The 18,183-nt window shown below is 63.5% G+C and carries 23 protein-coding genes; 3 read left to right on the top strand and 20 right to left on the bottom strand.

Annotated elements, in window-relative coordinates; genetic code table 11:
- Positions 1 to 3 precede the first annotated feature (3 nt).
- The 19 genes from H8A95_RS16050 to H8A95_RS15960 all read right to left on the bottom strand — a co-directional run bounded on the left by H8A95_RS16050 (position 4) and on the right by H8A95_RS15960 (position 15,636).
- Positions 4 to 432 (bottom strand): phage tail fiber protein, encoded by a 429-nt coding sequence (locus H8A95_RS16050; protein ID WP_229183996.1) that lies wholly within the window; start codon positions 430 to 432, stop codon positions 4 to 6.
- A 15-nt stretch (positions 433 to 447) separates the two neighbouring features.
- Positions 448 to 2,205, bottom strand: a complete 1,758-nt coding sequence (locus H8A95_RS16045; RefSeq protein ID WP_229183995.1) for a DUF3383 family protein — start codon at positions 2,203 to 2,205, stop codon at positions 448 to 450.
- A gap of 23 nt (positions 2,206 to 2,228) precedes the next feature.
- Positions 2,229 to 2,918 (bottom strand): phage neck terminator protein, encoded by a 690-nt coding sequence (locus tag H8A95_RS16040; RefSeq protein ID WP_229183994.1) that lies wholly within the window; start codon positions 2,916 to 2,918, stop codon positions 2,229 to 2,231.
- A gap of 70 nt (positions 2,919 to 2,988) precedes the next feature.
- Entirely contained in the window at positions 2,989 to 3,333 is a 345-nt protein-coding gene (locus tag H8A95_RS16035) for a hypothetical protein (RefSeq protein ID WP_229183993.1), read from the bottom strand.
- The gene (locus H8A95_RS16030; RefSeq protein WP_229183992.1) at positions 3,330 to 3,722 is read right to left on the bottom strand and encodes a hypothetical protein; all 393 of its coding nucleotides are present in this window, start codon (positions 3,720 to 3,722) and stop codon (positions 3,330 to 3,332) included. The genes H8A95_RS16035 and H8A95_RS16030 overlap by 4 nt, the downstream gene beginning before the upstream one ends.
- A 12-nt stretch (positions 3,723 to 3,734) precedes the next feature.
- Positions 3,735 to 4,574 (bottom strand): hypothetical protein, encoded by an 840-nt coding sequence (locus tag H8A95_RS16025; protein ID WP_229183991.1) that lies wholly within the window; start codon positions 4,572 to 4,574, stop codon positions 3,735 to 3,737.
- A 3-nt stretch (positions 4,575 to 4,577) separates the two neighbouring features.
- Entirely contained in the window at positions 4,578 to 5,027 is a 450-nt protein-coding gene (locus tag H8A95_RS16020; protein WP_229183990.1) for a hypothetical protein, read from the bottom strand.
- A complete protein-coding gene (locus tag H8A95_RS16015; RefSeq protein WP_229183989.1) occupies positions 5,027 to 5,416 on the bottom strand; it encodes a hypothetical protein in 390 nt (129 codons plus the stop codon). The genes H8A95_RS16020 and H8A95_RS16015 overlap by 1 nt, the downstream gene beginning before the upstream one ends.
- A gap of 14 nt (positions 5,417 to 5,430) precedes the next feature.
- Positions 5,431 to 5,871, bottom strand: a complete 441-nt coding sequence (locus tag H8A95_RS16010) for a DUF4054 domain-containing protein (protein WP_229183988.1) — start codon at positions 5,869 to 5,871, stop codon at positions 5,431 to 5,433.
- 15 nt (positions 5,872 to 5,886) lie between these two features.
- Complete coding sequence (locus tag H8A95_RS16005; RefSeq protein ID WP_229183987.1) at positions 5,887 to 6,396, bottom strand: hypothetical protein; 510 nt, start codon at positions 6,394 to 6,396, stop codon at positions 5,887 to 5,889.
- 63 nt (positions 6,397 to 6,459) lie between these two features.
- Positions 6,460 to 7,560, bottom strand: a complete 1,101-nt coding sequence (locus H8A95_RS16000) for a hypothetical protein (protein ID WP_229183986.1) — start codon at positions 7,558 to 7,560, stop codon at positions 6,460 to 6,462.
- Between the two features lie 71 nt (positions 7,561 to 7,631).
- The gene (locus H8A95_RS15995; protein WP_229183985.1) at positions 7,632 to 8,600 is read right to left on the bottom strand and encodes a gp53 minor capsid family protein; all 969 of its coding nucleotides are present in this window, start codon (positions 8,598 to 8,600) and stop codon (positions 7,632 to 7,634) included.
- A 92-nt stretch (positions 8,601 to 8,692) separates the two neighbouring features.
- Positions 8,693 to 10,744 carry a DUF2213 domain-containing protein gene (locus tag H8A95_RS15990; RefSeq protein WP_229183984.1) on the bottom strand — a complete coding sequence of 684 codons (2,052 nt, stop codon included), beginning with the start codon at positions 10,742 to 10,744 and terminating at the stop codon, positions 8,693 to 8,695.
- A gap of 12 nt (positions 10,745 to 10,756) precedes the next feature.
- Positions 10,757 to 11,050, bottom strand: coding sequence for a hypothetical protein (locus H8A95_RS15985; RefSeq protein ID WP_229183983.1), 294 nt, complete (start codon positions 11,048 to 11,050; stop codon positions 10,757 to 10,759).
- Complete coding sequence (locus H8A95_RS15980; RefSeq protein WP_229183982.1) at positions 11,050 to 11,313, bottom strand: hypothetical protein; 264 nt, start codon at positions 11,311 to 11,313, stop codon at positions 11,050 to 11,052. Before H8A95_RS15980 ends, H8A95_RS15985 begins: the two co-directional genes overlap by 1 nt.
- 98 nt (positions 11,314 to 11,411) lie before the next feature.
- Positions 11,412 to 12,209 (bottom strand): phage head morphogenesis protein, encoded by a 798-nt coding sequence (locus H8A95_RS15975; protein ID WP_229183981.1) that lies wholly within the window; start codon positions 12,207 to 12,209, stop codon positions 11,412 to 11,414.
- Entirely contained in the window at positions 12,175 to 13,872 is a 1,698-nt protein-coding gene (locus H8A95_RS15970) for a DUF1073 domain-containing protein (RefSeq protein ID WP_229183980.1), read from the bottom strand. Before H8A95_RS15970 ends, H8A95_RS15975 begins: the two co-directional genes overlap by 35 nt.
- Entirely contained in the window at positions 13,869 to 15,266 is a 1,398-nt protein-coding gene (locus H8A95_RS15965) for a DNA-packaging protein (RefSeq protein WP_338027857.1), read from the bottom strand. The genes H8A95_RS15970 and H8A95_RS15965 overlap by 4 nt, the downstream gene beginning before the upstream one ends.
- Positions 15,178 to 15,636, bottom strand: coding sequence for a hypothetical protein (locus H8A95_RS15960; RefSeq protein ID WP_229183978.1), 459 nt, complete (start codon positions 15,634 to 15,636; stop codon positions 15,178 to 15,180). The genes H8A95_RS15965 and H8A95_RS15960 overlap by 89 nt, the downstream gene beginning before the upstream one ends.
- Positions 15,637 to 15,746: 110 nt before the next feature.
- Here H8A95_RS15960 and H8A95_RS15955 point away from each other — a divergent pair, with 110 nt between their 5' ends.
- The 3 genes from H8A95_RS15955 to H8A95_RS44455 are packed head-to-tail and all read left to right on the top strand — an operon-like array spanning position 15,747 to position 17,501.
- A complete protein-coding gene (locus H8A95_RS15955) occupies positions 15,747 to 16,553 on the top strand; it encodes a radical SAM protein (RefSeq protein WP_229183977.1) in 807 nt (268 codons plus the stop codon).
- An 11-nt stretch (positions 16,554 to 16,564) separates the two neighbouring features.
- On the top strand, positions 16,565 to 17,137 hold the full coding sequence (locus H8A95_RS15950) for a helix-turn-helix domain-containing protein (RefSeq protein ID WP_229183976.1): 573 nt from the start codon (positions 16,565 to 16,567) through the stop codon (positions 17,135 to 17,137).
- A gap of 1 nt (position 17,138) precedes the next feature.
- Positions 17,139 to 17,501, top strand: a complete 363-nt coding sequence (locus H8A95_RS44455; RefSeq protein ID WP_420839395.1) for a DUF2493 domain-containing protein — start codon at positions 17,139 to 17,141, stop codon at positions 17,499 to 17,501.
- Between the two features lie 70 nt (positions 17,502 to 17,571).
- On the opposite strand, the gene H8A95_RS15945 is transcribed toward H8A95_RS44455, so the two are convergent.
- Entirely contained in the window at positions 17,572 to 18,183 is a 612-nt protein-coding gene (locus H8A95_RS15945; RefSeq protein ID WP_229183975.1) for a hypothetical protein, read from the bottom strand.

Below are 18,183 nucleotides of genomic sequence, written 5' to 3'. Positions count from 1 at the left end.
CTCCTACGCCGGCGCCGGGGAGACGTCTTCCCAGGTGATGATGTAGCGCCGCGGCGTCAGGACCTTCTTGCCGCCAGGAAGCTTGTATTCGGTCAAGAAGCCCTTCGTCTGGACGAACTTGATGCCGAGGCTCGGCAGCGTGAGGATGCCGTTGGCCTGATAGGTCTGCTGCGAGGCTTTCTGGCTCGAGTTCCAGGTGTCGAAGACGGCATTCGACGGGGAGTTGGCCTGAAGCACGATCGACTGCGGCTGCTCCTTCCAGACGAAGCCGCCGGACAACAGCCCATCGATGCCCATCTGGACCTGCACGTTCGAGATTGCGTCGAGGTCGTAGACGTCGTCGGTGGAGAAGCCTTGCAGCTGCTGCGGGGTCGGAAACAGCGTCGCGATCGACAGCATCAGGATCGCATTGGCAGAGGTGATGTCGGTCATCTTTGCTTCCCGATGTTATTGGAGCGCGACGCTCGCGAGGTTGATGGATTGGACGGCGCCGACGTCGAGGTACCAGAAGGTCGCCGGCGGGGTCGTGCGCCCGATCCTGGCCGTGGGGCTTGCGGTCAGGATCTGCAGGTAGTAGCCGCTCGTCTGCAGGGCAGGCGCGATGATGGCGCCGGCCTGCGCGTTGACCGCGGCGGCCTCGGCGCTGGTCAGCGTACCAGGCCCGAACATGCCGTAGTTGAGCGCGGCATTGATCGGCGTCGCAAGTGCTGCCTCCATCAAGGCCCGACCAGCTGCGTCGTAGGGGACCGACTTCACCGCGTTCAAGAGGTTCAGCAGCGCGCTCTGCGCGAAGCTGTTGAACCAGATCTGGTTGATGTAGCTGTCGAACCACTGGAACGGTCCGGTCACGAAGCCGCGCTGCTCCCAGACGAAGTTCTGGTTCGCGTTCGCGTAGGCTCCATAGAAGTTGTAGCCGTTGCCGCGATCGGTGGCCTGCGGGTTGCCACCGAGGTTTGTCGCAACGGTCGGGTCTGTCACACCGGCGACGAGGCCGGCCTGCGACTTATAGGCAAAGCTGATCCTGCCGTTCGTCTGGCTGAAGTCGATCGACGCCGCGGCACCGCAGATGAAAGCCGCCTGATTGAGGTCGGTCGGCTCGTATTGCAGGAACGTGCCGGAATCGTTGTTGTTGGCGAGGATGTAGCCCAGGCTCGCGGTGGCCGGTACCGACTGCGTCGGCGTGATGTCGGCGTCCCAGCAGACGTAGGCATACCGGTTGTTCTTGCCGTTCTTCCACGCCGCGAAGGCCTGCTTCTGGGTGTTGCCGGCGCCGCCGTCCGGATCGAATGCCGTCATGAAGGTCACCCAGTTGTTGTTCTGGGCGATCAGGGCATTCATGAACGCGGCCGGGACTGCCGCGACGGCGCCCTGCGAGAGGACGGCGCCGTTGGCCTGGGTGAGCCCGAGCGCGGAGGCCGCGGTGCCGGTCGCATAGGCCAGCGTCGAGGCTGCGCCCGTGGTGGGGCTCGAGACCACGAAGGCGCCCGAAATACTGTCGAAGGTGACGCCCGGCAGGTTGGAGGTCAGCGCTTCGCTTGCGAGCGTCTGCGCCTGGCTCACCGTATAGGTGCCGTTCCCGCCGCTGCCGGTCCCGAACGCGGTGATATAGGTTCCAGCCGTCACGCCGGGGCCGTCGACGAACTGGCCGACCGCGAGCGTTCCGGTTGTTACCGCCGTGACCGTGAGCTGGTTAGTGGTGATCGAGCCGGTGAAAGAGCAAGCTGATGCGCTCTCAATGTCGAGCATGTCGGCGATGATGGTCGCAGCATTCGTGAACGAGGTCGCCGCCGCAAGGTTCACGGTGCCGGCCTTGGCGACACCGTTGATCGTAACCGAGAGTGTGCCGTTGATCGCCTGCAGCTGTGCGATCGACAGCGCGGACACGCTGCCGCCGCGCAGGTAGGCGCCGACGGCCGCGGTGTTGTATTGCGCGAACAGGATATTCGCGGGCAGCTTGTTGGAGCCGGTGAAGCCGCCGAAATAGCCGGAGCCGAGGCCTGCACCGCCGCCTGCGATCTGCGCTTCCTTCGAGGTCGGACCGAAGTACGACTGCACGGCCGCGGCGCTGGGGAAGCTCAGGACCTGTCCGAGCGGCGCGCGCGTGTTGCTGGTCAGGACCAGGCCGATGATGTCGACGGCGCTGCCGCCGGCCGCCAGCACGCTCGGCGTGACGCTGACGAGTTGGGATGCGTCGATGGTGCCCATCTATTTCCTCTTGAGGCTGGCGCTTACAGGCCGGTGACTTGTTGCGGAACTGCCACGGTCACGATCGACACCGCGTCCGCGAACTGCTGCGGCACGCGGGTCACCTGATTGACCTGGAAATGGGCGTCCAGCACCCACCGCCATTCGTAGTTGCCCTCAGCGTTCACGAACGGGCGTAGCGCTGGATCATCGGCGAACAGCGGCACGACGGCGTTCTGCGGCGCCGTCAGCGCGGCAAAGAACGACACGCCGTAGATATCGCGCAGAAGCGCCGAGACCGTCTGGGCCAGCTGCGCCGCCGAATTGTCGGCGCTGTGGAAGTCAAGCTGCACTGTGACGTCCGCGTCGATCTCGACGACCTTGCCGCCAGCGGCGAAATTCTGCTGCGCGAGGTTCAAGGCTTGAGACAGCTGATACGTCCCGGCCTGACCGGGCTGGCCCGAGAGCTGCTGCTGAATCGTGATCGACGAATTGATGTTCTGGCCGAAGAGCAGCGCACCGGTCGGGACGATGCCGATCAGCAGCTCGGTCACGGTCAGCACGTTGTTTGCGACGGAACCGACGAACGACGAATCTTGATATCCGTCGAAGTTGGTCGCGATGCGCTCGAAGCGCAGCGGCATCATCACGATGAAGGTCGGCTGCGCCGGCTCAGCGACGCGGTTCGGCTGACCGACGATAATCTGCCCTTGGGGCAGGCCGGTCACATCCATCAGGAATGTGCCGATCGCGGCCGTGATGTCCGACTGCGTCGGCGAGATGGTAGCCGTGACCGTCATCGGCCTACCTGTAGAAGAGGACGCTGACCTTCGCGCCAGCGGTCTGGCTGATGAGCTGGATCTTCGACAGCGTGCCCTGGTAGACGATGGTCTGCCCGACGGCGACCGGCATTCCGACGGTCGAGGTCGGCGCGGTGCCGTCGTCACGGTAACGGATCGCCTGCGTCTCGACCGCAATTGTGGCGCTACGCGCGCCCGAAGGAATGCCGCCGGCGCATGATGCGAGGCCCGCGCCAGCGTCCGGCGTCAGCGCGCAGAAACCGAGCGGGACGAACGTCTGCGCGACCTGGGCGAGCGCGACCGCCGGGAGGGACAGGGCGGCCAACACCGCGAGGATCGTCTTCTTCATGATGCGGCCTGATTTTGCAGGATTGCGGAAACCTTGACCCAATCGGGCCACTGCTCGAGGACGAGCTGCACGATGTAGACGCCGGCCTGCGGAACGCCGGGATGGACCGTGATGCGGTCACCGCCCTTGTTGTTCACCCGCACGATGCCGTTCGACACGCCGTAGAGGTAGATCGCGACGCCGCTCTTCTGAAGGTTCAGCGCATCGAGCTCCTGCACGTCCGGCGTGGACAGCTCCTGCACCTGAGCCATCACCGACACCCCGGCGCCAAAGGACGGCTGCTGGGAGAAGTCGGCGGCCTGCGTGAATCCGGTGCTCGCCTCGAACAGCACCGGATAGTTCGGGTTCACGGCGCCGATCACTGGGGCGACGATGCCGTGAAGGTTCATGGCCGAGCTCGGTCAGTTCATCGCGTTGGTTTCGAAGAATGCCATCGAGGCGTCACCGGCCGCGGTCGTGTTGTTGATGGTGACCGCGATCAGGATCTGGCCGCTCTCGACGGCCACGGTATCGACGCAGGGCGTGACGCCGTTGTGCGTGCCGCCGGACACGGCGCCCCCGGAGATGACGGTCTGGGTGTTGGAGCCCGCAGCGCCGCGCTTGCCGATCGTGCCGGTCACCTGCCAGCCGCCCGCATTGGTGGCCACCGCGCCGGTATCGGCCAGCAGCGTTCCGCCGACGACGGCGCTGCCCACCACGGCGGTCGTGGCATTGAACCAGAGCTTGATGCGCTTGGTGTTGGCGTTGGCGGCGAAGTTGCCAGACGCGATTGCCGACAGCGTGCGATTTGTGCCGGCCAGACCGTCGAAGAAGTTGGCGGGAAGGGCGTAGACCCCGACCACGATATCGGCGCCGGTTGAAGCCGGCGCAATGGCGGCAGCGACACCGGGGATCTGACGATTGATGTTGCCCTCAGCCGCCATGACCGCGGTCGAGGACCCGGCCTGCGTCACCTCGGCGGGCGGATTGCTGCCGCCACCGGCGTAGTAGGCACCCTCGAACGCCCACTGCGCGGCGTTCTTTGCGTTGTTCACGCACGACCAGACGCGCAGTGCGCCGGCCGCGTTGTTGAACCAGAGCGACCCCGCGCTATAGCTCTGCGAGATATCGTCGGTCGGCAGGGGATCGCGGGTAGCGGTCAGGTTGCTGAAGCCGACGAGGACCGGGAGGTTGCCTCCGACCTTGCCGGGGACCTGAACATCAACTTCGCCAAGCGCTACATCGAATGCTCTCAAAATCATCGTTCAGTCTCCTTTGACTTCATGGTCGACCGCGCGGAGCATGTCCCCGGTCTCGATGAGCGGCTTGGCGAAGCCCTTGCGCTCGATGGTGGATGGCGCCAGGGCCGGCGAATTGGTGTCCTTGATGGACTGCTGCAGCTGGCTGGCGATAGCTTCACCGGCGAGGTTGAGCGTCAGCGCCGCATCGTAATTGTGATCCTTCAGTAGGCCGGCGATCGCGTCCGGCCATTCGCCTGACTTCGCAGCGATCATGTTGCGGAAGAACGGGCGAGGCGGGATGCCGGCGGCCGGCGCGCCGAATTCGTTGATGGCGGCGCGCATTGCGATCGGATCGCCATCGGGTCCGGTCGCGCCTTCGAGAAAGCCGACGCGCAGCGTGGCGGGCTTCGACAGGTTCGTGGCGATTTCGGCGAGTGCGATCGCGAGCCGCTCGCCGCCGCGGAGCTTCGCCATCAGGCGCCCGTGGGCTGGTCCGGTTGCCGGGCCTCACCGGTCGGGGCCGCCTGCTGCTCCGGCCCGGCTTCCTTCGGCGATTCCTTGGGCGCTTCAGCCTTCGCCTTTTCGGCCGCGGCCTCTGCTGCCTGCTGTTTCTCAACCCATGCGATGACAGGAGCGAGGTCCTGCCTGATCGCTTCGATGTCGGCCGACAGGATCGCGACATCGCCAAACGTCTTCTGGATTACGGGCAGCGTGGCGGTGATCACGTCCTTGAAGCGCAAAAGGTCTTCGATGTGCTCGGAGGCCTGACCGCGCTGACCCTCGGTCGACCGAATGATCGCCTCGACCTCGCTCTTGAACTTGACCAGGTCGGCGATCTGCCGGGACATGACTTCGATATCCATGGATTGCTCCTGTTTCAGACGCCGAAGCCCGGAGGACCGACGACGCCGCGCCTAAAGCTGGGGACGTAGCGCATGGTTCGGAACGGAGCGGCCGCCGTCCAGTACATCGCGCCGTATTTGGTCTGGATGAACCAGGCCATCTGCTGAGACACGTTGTTCGAGTATGCGGCCTGCACCGAGACCGATCCCTCCGACGCGCTCGAGATGCGACCTACGATCGTCGACGGCTGCGCGCCGGCGACAGGCGGTCCAAAGAGCGCGGCGACGTGCGCCGTGAGCATATTGAGCAGGTTCAGCTGGATGGTCGGATCGCAGACCGGTCCGCCACCGTCGTTGCGGTGGATCGAGGTCGCGATCTGGAAGTAGTTCTGCGCCTGGGTCTGATTTACCGTGGCGCCGAACTCCGGATAGGTCGCGGCCCATTGGGCGTAGTTGAACTGGACAACCACGCCCATGTGCGAATCTCCCTATTAGGCGCCTTGCGTGTCGAAGTCGGCACCGGCTCGGCTCATCGCCTCAGTGATGCCGTTGCTTGCCAACCGCTCGTCAGCGATCACCATGCGCCCTTCCTTGGACTTCATGGTGACGTCGAGCGGTTCGACGCCGGTCTTCTGGCGCTCGTGCTCGCGCGCCCAAGAGATCACACGGCCGCGGTGCTCGTGCCCGTAGATCATGTTGTTCTTGACGAAGTCGGAGTCCTCGTTGTGTTCCATGAACTGCTCGAACACTTCGGCGGGAACGCCCGAGGTGATGGCATAGCCCCCCACGACCTCGACCAACGCCTGGAATTGCGCCGGAACTACCGGACCCTTGATCCGGATGTAGGGCCCGACCGGCCGCCAGACGTCGAATTCCCGCACGCCGCCGCCGAGAACCTGCTCACGCTCGCCGCGCTTTTCATAGCCGCGGATCCTGATCCCGTGCGGCAGTTTGCACGCAACAGTGACGGTACGAGGGGACTTTGCTTCGGCTTCGGCCATACGCTTGAACTCCGGTTTGCTGAAAGGTGCTGGCCGGCCGCCGTCAAGCGGCCGGAATTGTTGTCAGATGCCGACCATCGCCACGAAGGCGATCGGCATCCGGATGATCGCGCCAAACGTGCCCGCCATCCGCTTCTGCTTGTAGGACGAAGCCGCACGGATGATCGGGAAGGCCTTGAGCTTCTCGGTGAACGAGCAGAAGGCCGTCTTCTGGCCCTGGATCTTCTCGGCGATCAGCTGCATGAAGTTGCCAGCCGGAACGCCCTGCGGGTTGGTGGCGGACTGCACGCCGTACTGAACCGCGGTCTGGATCCGCAGGTTCGGGAAGTTCTTCTTGAGCAGGTCCTCGACGTTGACGTTGAACGAGTTGGTGAACGTCAGCGCCACTTCCGAGCCCGGCGACATGGCGAGAACCATCGGGGTCTTCTTGTTGACGAGACCCAGGTTGTTCTGCACCAGCACCTCGTACAAGGCGACGATGTCGTTATAGACCTCGTTCGCGGTCGCGTTCGGCGCGCCGCCGGCGGTGAACCAGCTGGTCCCGCCGGCCGCCTTCGTCGCCGGCGCGAGCGGCGCGCCGAGGTTCGGATCGTTCAGAAGACCGAAGTTCTGCAGGTTGGCCACGCCGTAGAAGTACGACAGGTTGGAGAAGCGGTTGAGGCCGTCCGCTGCCGCGGCATCAAGGCCCGCGATCCAGTTGACGCGGCCGAGGCCGGCGCGCTCGATCTCGAGATCGCCATATTCGACCATGACCTGGAAATTGTAGGCCTGGCGCTGCGGCCAGTTGGTGTTCAGCGACGCGCGGCCGTTTTCGTTGAAGTCGCCGTACGACGACACCTCGACCGTGTGCTCGACGGTCGGGAACATGGCGGTCGTGGTCGTCCAGTTGCCTTTCCGCTCTTCGCCGATCACCTCGGCACCTTCGGTCGGCGCGAAGAGGATGTTGTAGACGTCCGGATCGATGAAGGTGGTCAGCCAGGACGGGATGCCGGTGTTGGGATCGGTCTGCAGCGCCGGCTGGGCGTCCATCGCGAGATAGTTCGCGGCGATCGCGTCGGTCGCGTAGCAACGGACGGTGTCGGGCAGCGAGACGCCACGGGACTCGAAGAAAGCCTTCTCGGCTGCAAAGGCTTGCACCGCCTGCTCAATCGTACCCCTGTACATGCTAATGCTCCTTTGGCCGAGAAAGCTCGGCTCAGTTCGAACGGTTGATTGTGGGGAAGCGCTGCGGCGGATCAGCCGAGCGCGTGATCACTGATCTTGACAAGCTCGCCGGACAGACCGGGGCTCATCGCGTACCACTTCGTTTCGACGTCCAGCGCGGTGTTGAGCGCCGCCGACGCAACGGTCTGGGTGTTGTTGACGATGTAGGTGCCGGCGCCACCGGTGCCGGTGCCGACGTCGGTGATGACGGTGCCCACCGAGGTGGTGCCACCCGAGACCGGCTGGCCGACCGCGAAGGTACCGGCAACCGTGCCGCCGATGGTGAGCAGGCCATAGGAGCCGGTCATCGCCTCGGAAGCGATGTTCTGCTCCGCCACGGTCAGCGCATAGCGGCCGATGCCGCGCAGCGCCTCGCCGGGCAGGAGCGGGGTCACCTGGTTCACGATCGCGGCGCCGGCCGGGACGCTCGCGCCGGCGACGATCGTGCCGTTGTAGAGCGTGCCGCTGGTGACCGCGGTCACGGTCATCAGGTTGCCGGTGATGGACGCGGTGAAGCCGCTGGCGCCGGCCGCGATGGTCGATGCGGTCGAGGTGCCACCGGAATCCGGCGTGCCGGTCGGCCCGAAACGGACCGAGCCATCCTGGAAGTTGGCATAGGCCTTCTGACCGATCTGCGCCTGGTTGTTGCCGGCGTTGCGGACGACGAAATCACCGCCATTCATCAGGGTCAGCGGGAAGCCGGCCTGAACGATCATGCTGGCGTTCTGCAGGTACTGCGTGATGAGGCCCTGCTGCTCGCGGTGCACGAAGCCGGTGACGGGACCGGAGCCGAAGTTGTTGCCGACAGCGGGAGCGCCGACATCGTCTTCGGATGCATCGCTCGCCCACGCGAAGCGGCCGACACGGACGCCATTGGCGCCGCAAACGAACGCGCCGGCGCCGGCGATCACGGAGAAACGCGGATTGGCACTGGCGAAGTCACCTTCGATGCCGATCGCCGGCTGAACGGTGACTGCCGTCTGAAAACCACCACCAGTCATCGGATTGTTTCCTTCAAGTTAAGAGGGGTTGCTGCCGGCGCCGCGGTGGCGCCAGCTTGAGGTTCGGTCAAAGGTGAGGGGATGGTCGGCGCTTAGGCGGCGCTGACCTTGATGTTCGCGGCGTGCGGGAAGCGCTCGGCGAGGCTCTTCTCGACAGCAGCATCAGTCGCCATCGGGCGCTTGGGCAGCGCAGAATCGTACGCGCCTTGGGGATTTCGCTGCGACTTCATCACGGCCTTGAGCGCCGGCAGGCTGTCGATCTTGTCGGCATCGGCAACGCCGAGCACGCCGAGAGCAGCCTGATAGACGCCTTCCGCGCTGTCGAACGCGCCCTTGAGGGTGCCGACGAACGGGCGGACCTCTTCACGAGCGTCCGCAGTCGCCTGAAGGCGGTTGCGCTCGGACTTGACCGCGGCATCGATCGCCTGGTCCATGGCCTTCTTGTCGACCATATCCTTGGTGCGCTTCTCGACTTCCTTCTCGACATCGCCCGCCATTTTCCGGCGCTGCTCCTCTTCCTTGCGCTTCTTCTCCTCCTCGTCGTCATCCTCGTCGGCCGCGCCGTGCGAGCCGGCCTTGAGAATGTCGCAGGCCTTCATGTAGTCGTCCTCGCCGAGCTTGCCCTTGAGGAATTCGTGCAGGTCGCCGTGCTCCTCGGAGTCCATGGTCTCCTCGGGCATATCCTCGACGTCGACCTCATCATCGCCGTCGGCGATCGGCGCCTTCTCCATGGCATCGAGCAGGGTCGCTACGTCCTCGATTGAGGCATCGGCAGCAAGCTTGCCCTTGGCCGCGGTCTTGATGCCGGTGATGATGATCGGTTTCTGCGCGGCATAGTTCTTCATCGTCAGCTTGGCCAGGATCGGGCGAAGGTCGAGCTTCGCATCCTGCGCCAGGCGCGGAACGAGGTGGAGGGCGATGACGCTGCGGAGAGCGGCACCGGTACGGGTCATCTTAACTTTGGCCATCTTGATGGTCTCCATGGTGTCGCCGACCACAACATCGGGTCCGGCTCGGCCTTCTTTCACAAGGGCAACGTGATTGCCGACGATGTCACGCATGACGCCGTCGTATTCTTCGCCGTCCGGCGTTTTGCCGGGCGTCATGTCGGCGCGGTAGCGGTACGCGCTCGACAATTCGATCTTCCGCTCGTCCTCGATGTCGTCGATATCGTCTTTCGACCAACATACCAGCGAGTTGAACAGATACGGATGCTCGAACTCTGCGTCCGTTCCGATCGATCCGATCACTTCCCCCGGGAGGTGATTGCCGGAGACGCGCGCGTCGACCGGTTTGTGGATTCTCATGAATTGGATGTTGTTGAAGGTGCTGGCACCTTTCTCCAACTCATCCGGATGACGCCAGAGCTTATAAAGTCTGTCTGGTTGCAACCCTAGTTTCTCGAACTCCGGAATCTCGGCGCCGGCATATTCGCAAACATTGGCCTTTGAGATTGGGGTCCTGGAGACATGGAGTCTCCCGTCTTCGTCGTAACGCCGTACCGAGGCCGCGCGGTCAAAGGCCATCGTCTCGCGCGCGTCGAACGCGCGATCACGGTGCTCTGGCTCGCGCTCTTCCTCGCGGGTCCATTTCACGAAGCCGTCGCGCAGGCCCTGCCAATCCTCCGGCTTCATGTCGTCGGCCAGCGACAACCGATCCTTCAGCGCGCGGACCACGGAGGGGTGCGTCTTCGAGGGCAGGCCGTCGATCGAGAACCAGGCGGCGCCGGTATGCTCGCCGTCCTCCATCTTCGGCGAGAACTTCTCGTCAACACCGCATGTGAAGGTGTGGAACGCCATCTTGTTCGGCGTCACGACGGCATCGAATGCCTTCATCAGCCGATCAGAGCAATCGAAGCCGGTCTCCTCGAGAACCTCGCGGCGAGCGGCTGCAAGCGGCTCTTCGCCGTCCTCGCTCTTGCCACCGGGCAGGCCCCACCAACCGCCATAGTTCATCTCGTCGGCCGACCGGCGCATCAGCAGGATGTCGCCATCCTTCGCCACGAAGATCACGCCGGCGGCGGTGCCGTTCACGGCATCGGCAGCAGCGAACTCCTCGCCGACCTTCTTCGGGATGCCGAGCGTGGAATGACCGTGCGCCGCCGCTTCCATGGCGCGGTGCTGGCGCTGCGATACGCTCGGCATCGATCTTCCTCTTCAGGGCTTGGCGGCCGTTTCCTTGGCTGCCTTCAAGGTCACTGCAACGGCACCAAACATGCTCGGAGCGTCCTGCCGATAGGCGGCGGCCGTCTTGTCAATGCACGGCCAGTGCAGCGTGACGGCACCGTCCATCGCGATATCGGCGAGGGAGCAGTTCTGGTCGCTGGGCATGGCCGGAACCATCAAGAGCGTCTGCTTGGTGCTCTGGTGCGGCCCGTGGATGCCGAACCAGATCAACAGGCCTACTATCGCGACGTTGACGACTAGGACGGCTGGGCCAATGCCGCGCATCACTTCGATTCCTGATCTGGCTTCGGCGGTTCTACCGCCTTGGCCTCCGCGGCGTCCTTCGCCGCCTTGTCGGTCGCGTCGAGCTGGTGCTGCAGGTTGTTCATCAGCGCCGCCGAAGTCTTGTAGGGCAGCTCCATCAGGCCCTGGCCGATGACGCCGAGCTCGGCCCGGCTGACATCCAGCTTGATCCGGTCGGACGCGGTCTGCGCGAATGCAGCGGTGGAGAGCAAGCAGAGCAGGGCGATGCACGAAACTGTACGCATGAACTGTTCCTATTTCTTGGCTTTGAGGTTGTAGACCGTGACGCAGATGACGACCGCGATCCAGAATAGGGGCCATAGACCACCGTCGAGACTGCAACTCATGAGAATCCCTTGATCACCGGCCGCCAGAAGCAGCGGCAATTCGGCTCTACGCCCGGCATGATCCAGCGGCCGACCGCTGAATCGTACATGCCTTTCTTCAGGTCGAAGCGCTTGCCGTTCATCGCGACGTGCGTCGGCCGTGGATGCTTGCCGGCGCCCGAATGCACCCAATCGCCTTCCGTGATGCCGAGGCTCTGCTGCCTGGCATTCGTCATGGCGGTGGTCGCCTTGTTGTTCTGGTCCCGCGCGATCGTCTCGGCGCGGCGGCGCGTCACGCCGAACTGCTCCTGCAGGTCCTTCGTCACCTGACCGAGATCGCGACCGGTCTGCACCGACCGCATCACGATACCCTGCACCTGCGTGAAGTATCGCTCCGGAATCGACTTGATGAGCGAGACTTGCTCGGTGATCGTCGCGTCCATGACGTCGCGCATCGCCGGCGTCATCTTGAATTTGACCGTGAAGCCGCTCTTGCGCAGCGTCGCCCGCAGTGCGGCATCGCTCCGCAGGTGGACGGCCTGCGCGAAGTATTCGGCGAGCCGCGGCGCCAGATTGTCGAAGTTCCGCTGCCACCGCTTCGCCAGCTCCTCGACGGCGATGCGCAGCTCCTCGGCCGGGTTGCGGTCCTGGGCCATCACCGGCGTGTTCTGCCGATAGGCGGCCTTCAACCAGAACCGTACCGAATTGTTCATCTCATCGATGATGGCGAGAAGCCGCTCGCGGTACCGCGCCTGAATGCCGGCATTGGCATGGACGGGCCTAAGCGTCTTCTCGTTCGGCTTCTTCGTCGGCATCGTTCTCGCCGCCCTGCGCCAGGTGCTCGGCCGAGCCCTTCGGCTCGAGCCCTTCTTCCTCTTCCTGCTTCAGGTCGGGGACCTTGTTGGGGTCGAGGCCCGGATATTGCGTGCCGGGGTCGGCGGTGATGCGGTTGCGCTCTTCTTCCGGAGAGATCACGCCGCTATCGATGTGGATCTGCGCCGTCTCGGCGTTGGTCTTGCGGACCTCGGCCTGACCCTTCTCGTCCATCTCCCAGAGGGGCTCGTAGACATACGAGATATCGGGATCGACCTTGCCCCAGATGTTGATCTGGGCGAAGCGGAACACGCGATCGAGGTTCGGCGAGAAAAACTTCTTCTGGTAGGCGTGGATGTGGTCGTAGAACGCCCGCAGCTCTGGTTCAGCCGTGGCATTCAAACCATGCGGTGTGGTGCCGAGCAGCTTGACCAGCGGGATGCGCGATACCGAAGCCATGTGCTCCTGCGCCTGCGCCTGCAGCTGATCGAGTGACGACAGCGGCGCCGCGACATTCTGGAAATCCTCCGATTCCGCATCGATCATCATCAGTCCGCGGTTGTCGCGCAGGCTGTTGAAGAGATCGGCGCGCCGGAACAGTCCTTCGCCGCCAGGCGTCAGCGTTTCGCCGAGATTGGTCGAGAGCACGAAGACCGAGAAGGCCTGGACGATATCGGCCACGCTCTGGCGGATGTTGAGGAAGTTCTCAACATAAGGCTTCGCCATTTGCGTCAGCGAAAGTCCGCCGAACGAGTAGGCGGGCTTCAGCGCGTCGGGCACCTCGCGGCCGACAAACCGCAGCAGGCGCGATATGTGCACCTCGCGGTCCATCACGAACCACATCTGCGGATTGTACCAGTCCGGCCGCAGAGGATTGTTCGAGTTGTAGCTCGTCGGATACGTCCACATCGGCTCGACGATTGCGAGCCGCTTCAGGTCTCCTCTTTCGAACTTCCGCTCGGTGATGGCGTTGCTGCCATTGCCGATCGGCATCTTTAGCTCGTTGCGGTCGTCGGTCGCGCCGGTGTCGAGATAGAGATGCGCGCGCCCGAAGAAGCCATCGACCTCGCAGGCCTGGCAGAAAATCTCGCTGACCTTGAGCCGCTCAAACTCGGCCGTGATCTGCTCGATCTTCTTCGTCTTGTCTTTCTTGCCCTTGGCCTGGAAGCGGATCCACTTCCGGGTCATCTCGGTGGCGATCGTCTCGACGATCACGCGATATTCCGGCCGCTGCGCCAGCTCAGCGAGGTATTGATAGCCGAGGAACGCGATGCCCTCGAAGGCGACATTCGATCCGAGGGAATTCCACGCCCCGCCAGCCCATGCCGACGTGCCGATCAGGCCCTCGTCTGCGGCCATCCGGCGATCGGCCGGAATGTGGTCCATCAGTTGGACCGGGAAGTCCGGCAGCTTGAACGGATTGGCGCGGGTGTAGCGGTCGGCCTTCTGCTTCGCCAGCTGCAGGTGGTCGTGTGTGACCTGGAGCGGTTTCCGCTCGGCGCGGTCGGCCGCGGCCTTCACGGCGTCGGAGCCGAGCGCCTTCTCGGCAAGCTCGCGCATCGCCCGGGTCCGCGGCGCGCGCCGGCGCCGGGCAGGGCGCTTCTGCAGCTCGGCGAACTCGAGCGCCAGCTGCTTGGCAAACTGCTTGACGTGCTTCTTCTTCACGAGAGCGGCTTCCGTCGGCGAGCAGGTTGTGCTGCCCTAGCCAAGACTTCATCCGAGATGATCAACGGCGCCCGTGCGGTGAAGGACAGATAGTCGAGCAGCCAGACAGCCGCGTCGAGCCGATCGGGCGATCCTTCGAGCTCGTATCCGTTGCGTGTCATGCCGCACATCTGGTCCTCCAGCTCGACGAAGTCGCCGACATGCGAAATCTTGTTCTGCTCATACAAGGCGGCGATCGGTTCGGCCCGGATAACCTTGCCGCGGGAGGCTACGACCTCTTCATACGAAACCGACTTGTCGACGGTGCGGATGACATGCTCGACCATCGCGCCGCCGAAGTTGCGCTCGGCGATGATCCGGTCGGCCTTAAATTCGTGATAAGCGTCGACCGCTCGACGTCCCCAACCATCAGGGGACAACTTGCAGCTACGGTCTGCCAGAATGTAGCCGCGGCCATCAATGCCCTTGCCCCCGACGATGATGCCGATCGAGTCGCCATCGTCTTCATCGCCGGCCGTGCCTGAAGGGTCGATCGAGACCACCACGCGCCGCAGGTCGGGCACGGTGACAGGCTTGCGAGCCTCGTCGATCATGGCGCGCGTCCACAGCGCTCCTGGCACGTCGTCGAGAACTTCGGCGTTCAGCTCCTGCCGGCCGAGCCGGGTGCCGGCATATCGATCGAGCACCGCCTCGAGGAAGGAAGGCGGCAGGTTCGAGGCATTATCGGTTGTCTTGCCGAGCACCACGCGGGTGAGCGCATGCTTCAGCAGGTACCGGATGAGCTGGATCGGCCGCGGCGTTGTCGTGATGCAGGCCCGAGGATGTTCGCCGAGGCGCAAACCAAACTGCAGCTGGTCCCAGGTGTCCTGTGCGTAGACCCACTTCGCCAGCTCGTCACACCATGCCGCATCATGCTGCGGCCCGCGCAACTGGTCGGGCTCGGTCGCGTTGTAGAGCGTAGCGATCGCACCGTTGGGCCAGGTCAACCGGCGCTTCGACGGCTCGTACATCGGCCGGAAGTCTTTCGGGTGAACCTGCAGCAGGCCGGAACCTTCGTCCTCGGCCTTGCCGTCGCCGACCATCACTTCGCGCGCATCGGCCGCGGTCTCGGCGATCAGCGCAAGCTGTCGATATCGACCTCGGGCGAGGGGCGTCGAGCCGCAGACATTGTCGCGCACCCACTCCGCGCCGGTGCGGGTCTTGCCGAATCCGCGACCGGCGAGCAGCAGCCAGTTCTTCCACTGCGGATCCTGCGGCTCGAGCTGGTCAGGCCTGGCCCAGAACCGCCAGTCCCAGCGCAGCGCTTCAAGCTGACTGTCGGTCAGACCCGCCAGTATCGCCGCCCTCTCGTCGTCGGGCAGCGATGCTAGCAATTCGGCTTGTGATGAGTTCACGGGGACTGACGTCTCTGGTTTCGATCGGACCGCCCTTCGGGCCCGACAGCTCGACGGCTGCCTTGTCCGTTTCCTTCAACCAGTGCTTCGAGAGATGGATCGTCATGTTCACGGCACCGGAGCCGGTGCCGCTGGCGTGGCGCCATTGCAGACGCCGCAAGCTCAGCTTGCCCTTCTCTTTGCCGTTCTCGTAGGCGAGCTTCAGCTCTGGCTCGTCCTTAAATCGATTCAAGATCGTTCGTTTGGTGCAACCGAAGACCGCAGCAACTTCCTCAGTTGTTGCGTGTATCGCGCCAAGCTTTTCCAGCTGATCGATGTCGATCTTTACTGGCGGCCGACCCATCGGCTTCGGTTCTTTCTTCCTCGCCATGTTGAACTGCACTCACGCCCAAGAAATCAAAAAGAGTGGTGAAAACAGGCCTCTGCTGGCATCATTTGATTCTGAACTTCACCCACTCCAGGAAGCGAAGCACCTTTCAAATGATCTACTACCTCAACGCCGACGGCGTATCCGTCAGAGGCTGTTCCTACATCTACGCACCGCGCGGCCAGGCCGGCGAGTACGCTCCGCTCGCCGCGAACCCCTATCGCGGCTGCGGCCACAAATGCGCATACTGCTATGTGCCGCGTGTCACCAAGCAGGACCGCGGCGAGTTCAACGCCGGCGCCGTCGTGCGCGGCAACTATCTCGATGAGCTCCGTCGCGACGCCGTGAAGTACCAGGCGCTCGGCGTCACCGAGCAGGTCATGATCTCGTTCACGTCAGACCCGTACCACCCAGGCGACACGACGACGACGCGCAAGGCGCTCGAAATCCTGATCGACCATGGCCTCGGCATCTGTACCCTCACAAAGGGTGGCACCCGGGGTCTGCGCGATATCGACCTGTTCCGCCGCGATCGCGACGCCTTCGCCTCGACGCTGACGTCGCTCGATACCGCCTTCTCACGCAAGTGGGAGAGCGGCGCCGCTGATCCTGACGACCGGATCGCTGCGCTCAAGGCCTTTCACGGAAGGGGCATCTTCACGTGGGTCAGCCTCGAGCCGACGATCGATGTGGAGGCGTCGCTTTCGATCGTCGATGCAACGCATGAATTCGTCGACCTCTACAAGGTCGGTCGGGTCAACTATCTGCCGATCACCAAGACCGAGGATTGGGAGAGCTACACCCACCGCATGGTCAACCGGCTGCAGCAGCTCGGCAAGAAGCACTACATCAAGAAGGATCTGCAGCCGTTCCTGCCGGAAGGCTATCACAACCCGCTCCGGATACCGCAGCACCACTGAGGAACCGCGCCTTGAACCCAGAAGCGAAGAAGCAGCTATTCGTTCAGAAGACATACGTGGCTAAATACTTCGGTGTCTCATACTACACGATCACGGCATGGCAGGCTGACGAAAGCCTCGGATTCCCCAAATCCACCCTAGTCAGAAGCTCAAAGCGCGAGCACTGGAGACTGACCGATATCGAAAAGTGGACGCCGCCAGCGCCAAAACGGGCGTCAAGATTGTCGGCTGATCACACCGACATTGATCCGGAAAGACTTGCAAGACGGATGTATCGTCAAGGCCTAAGCGGCGATGCAGTCGCCGCCGTGGCGTTCGCTTTGCTGCACATTAAGGAACTTCTTCACGGTGAAAAGCGCCCTGTGGCAAAACAGCCAGTCCCGGCCGATCCTGCAGGTCCCCCAACTACCGTTAAGCCAAGGCTCGCATATACGGTCCCAGAGTTCTGCCAGATTCTGGGTATCAGCCGAGCTCTCTTTTACAAAATGGTCAAGCAGGGCAAAGGCCCGCGGTTGATGAAGATCGGTAGCTTGACCCGCATCTCCGCCGAAGCTCTTCAGGATTTCAAGAAACGCATGGTGTGACGTGGAACAGCGCGTGTTGGTGTGTGGCGGCCGCGATTACAGCGACCGTGAGCAGCTCTACCGAGTTCTTGACGCGGCTCATCTCGCCAACCCCGTCGTGCTTTTGGTGCACGGTGGGGCAAGCGGCGCAGATGATCTGGCCGGCCGCTGGGCACGTCATGTTGGCGTGTCGTGGAAGGCATATCCAGCCGAATGGAAATCAGAAGGTCGATCGGCAGGACCCAGGCGGAACCAGAGAATGCTTGACGAGACCAAGCCACATCTTGTGATCGCTTTTCCAGGTGGCCGAGGCACCGCCGATATGATCAGCAAGGCGGAGCTTGCCGGCGTCCCTGTTGTCCGAGTTCGGCGTCGTCAGTTGTGAAGCTTAATCAGAAGCACGATCGCAGCAATATTGCCTGATGCCGCCATTTGTAGAAGCAGCTCTTTGATCGTCATCCTTTTCCCTTCAGCACCAGCCCGATATAGCGCATGGCGGCGCCGGTCCGACCTTCGGCCTGCCAGCGCTTCTCCACCGAGCAATTCATCCGGCGCGCAAGGCCAGCGATCGCCTTGTCGATCACCGCGTCCTGCTTCTTCGACAGCCCGACGATCCCGGTCCGCAAGCCGGTCAGGATCGCGATCGCCTCCGGCACGATGTTGGACTTGTAGGCGAAGCCGGCTCCTTCGGTCAGCACCAGGCCGAGCAGCTCGCCCGGCGCGACGCGGCGCCGGTCGGCCAAGATGATCGCCTGAACCCACGGTGACCCGTAGCTGTCGAAGTCGAACACCGAGAACGGCCTGAGATCGATCGCGCGCATGACGCGGCGGTTGTCGGCGCAGAAGAGCAGTCGACCATCGCGCTGAGGCTTCTGATCGCAACCGGTGTAGTGCTTGGCGTCCTTCCACACTGCCGAGTACATCTCGCCTGATCCGGCGAAAGCATCGAACACGCCGGCGCCGCGGCCGACGGCGTCGAGGACGTTGCGGCGGATCGCGACCTTTGCGCGGAACGCCTGCGGGTTGTTGTCGGTCTTGACCGCGTTGTTCTTGTTGCGGAGGGACAC

The sequence above is a fragment of the Bradyrhizobium oropedii genome, assembly GCF_020889685.1.
GTDB lineage: Bacteria > Pseudomonadota > Alphaproteobacteria > Rhizobiales > Xanthobacteraceae > Bradyrhizobium > Bradyrhizobium oropedii.
Note: the sequence above shows the minus strand (reverse complement) of the source record. Positions and strands in the feature narration are given on the sequence as shown.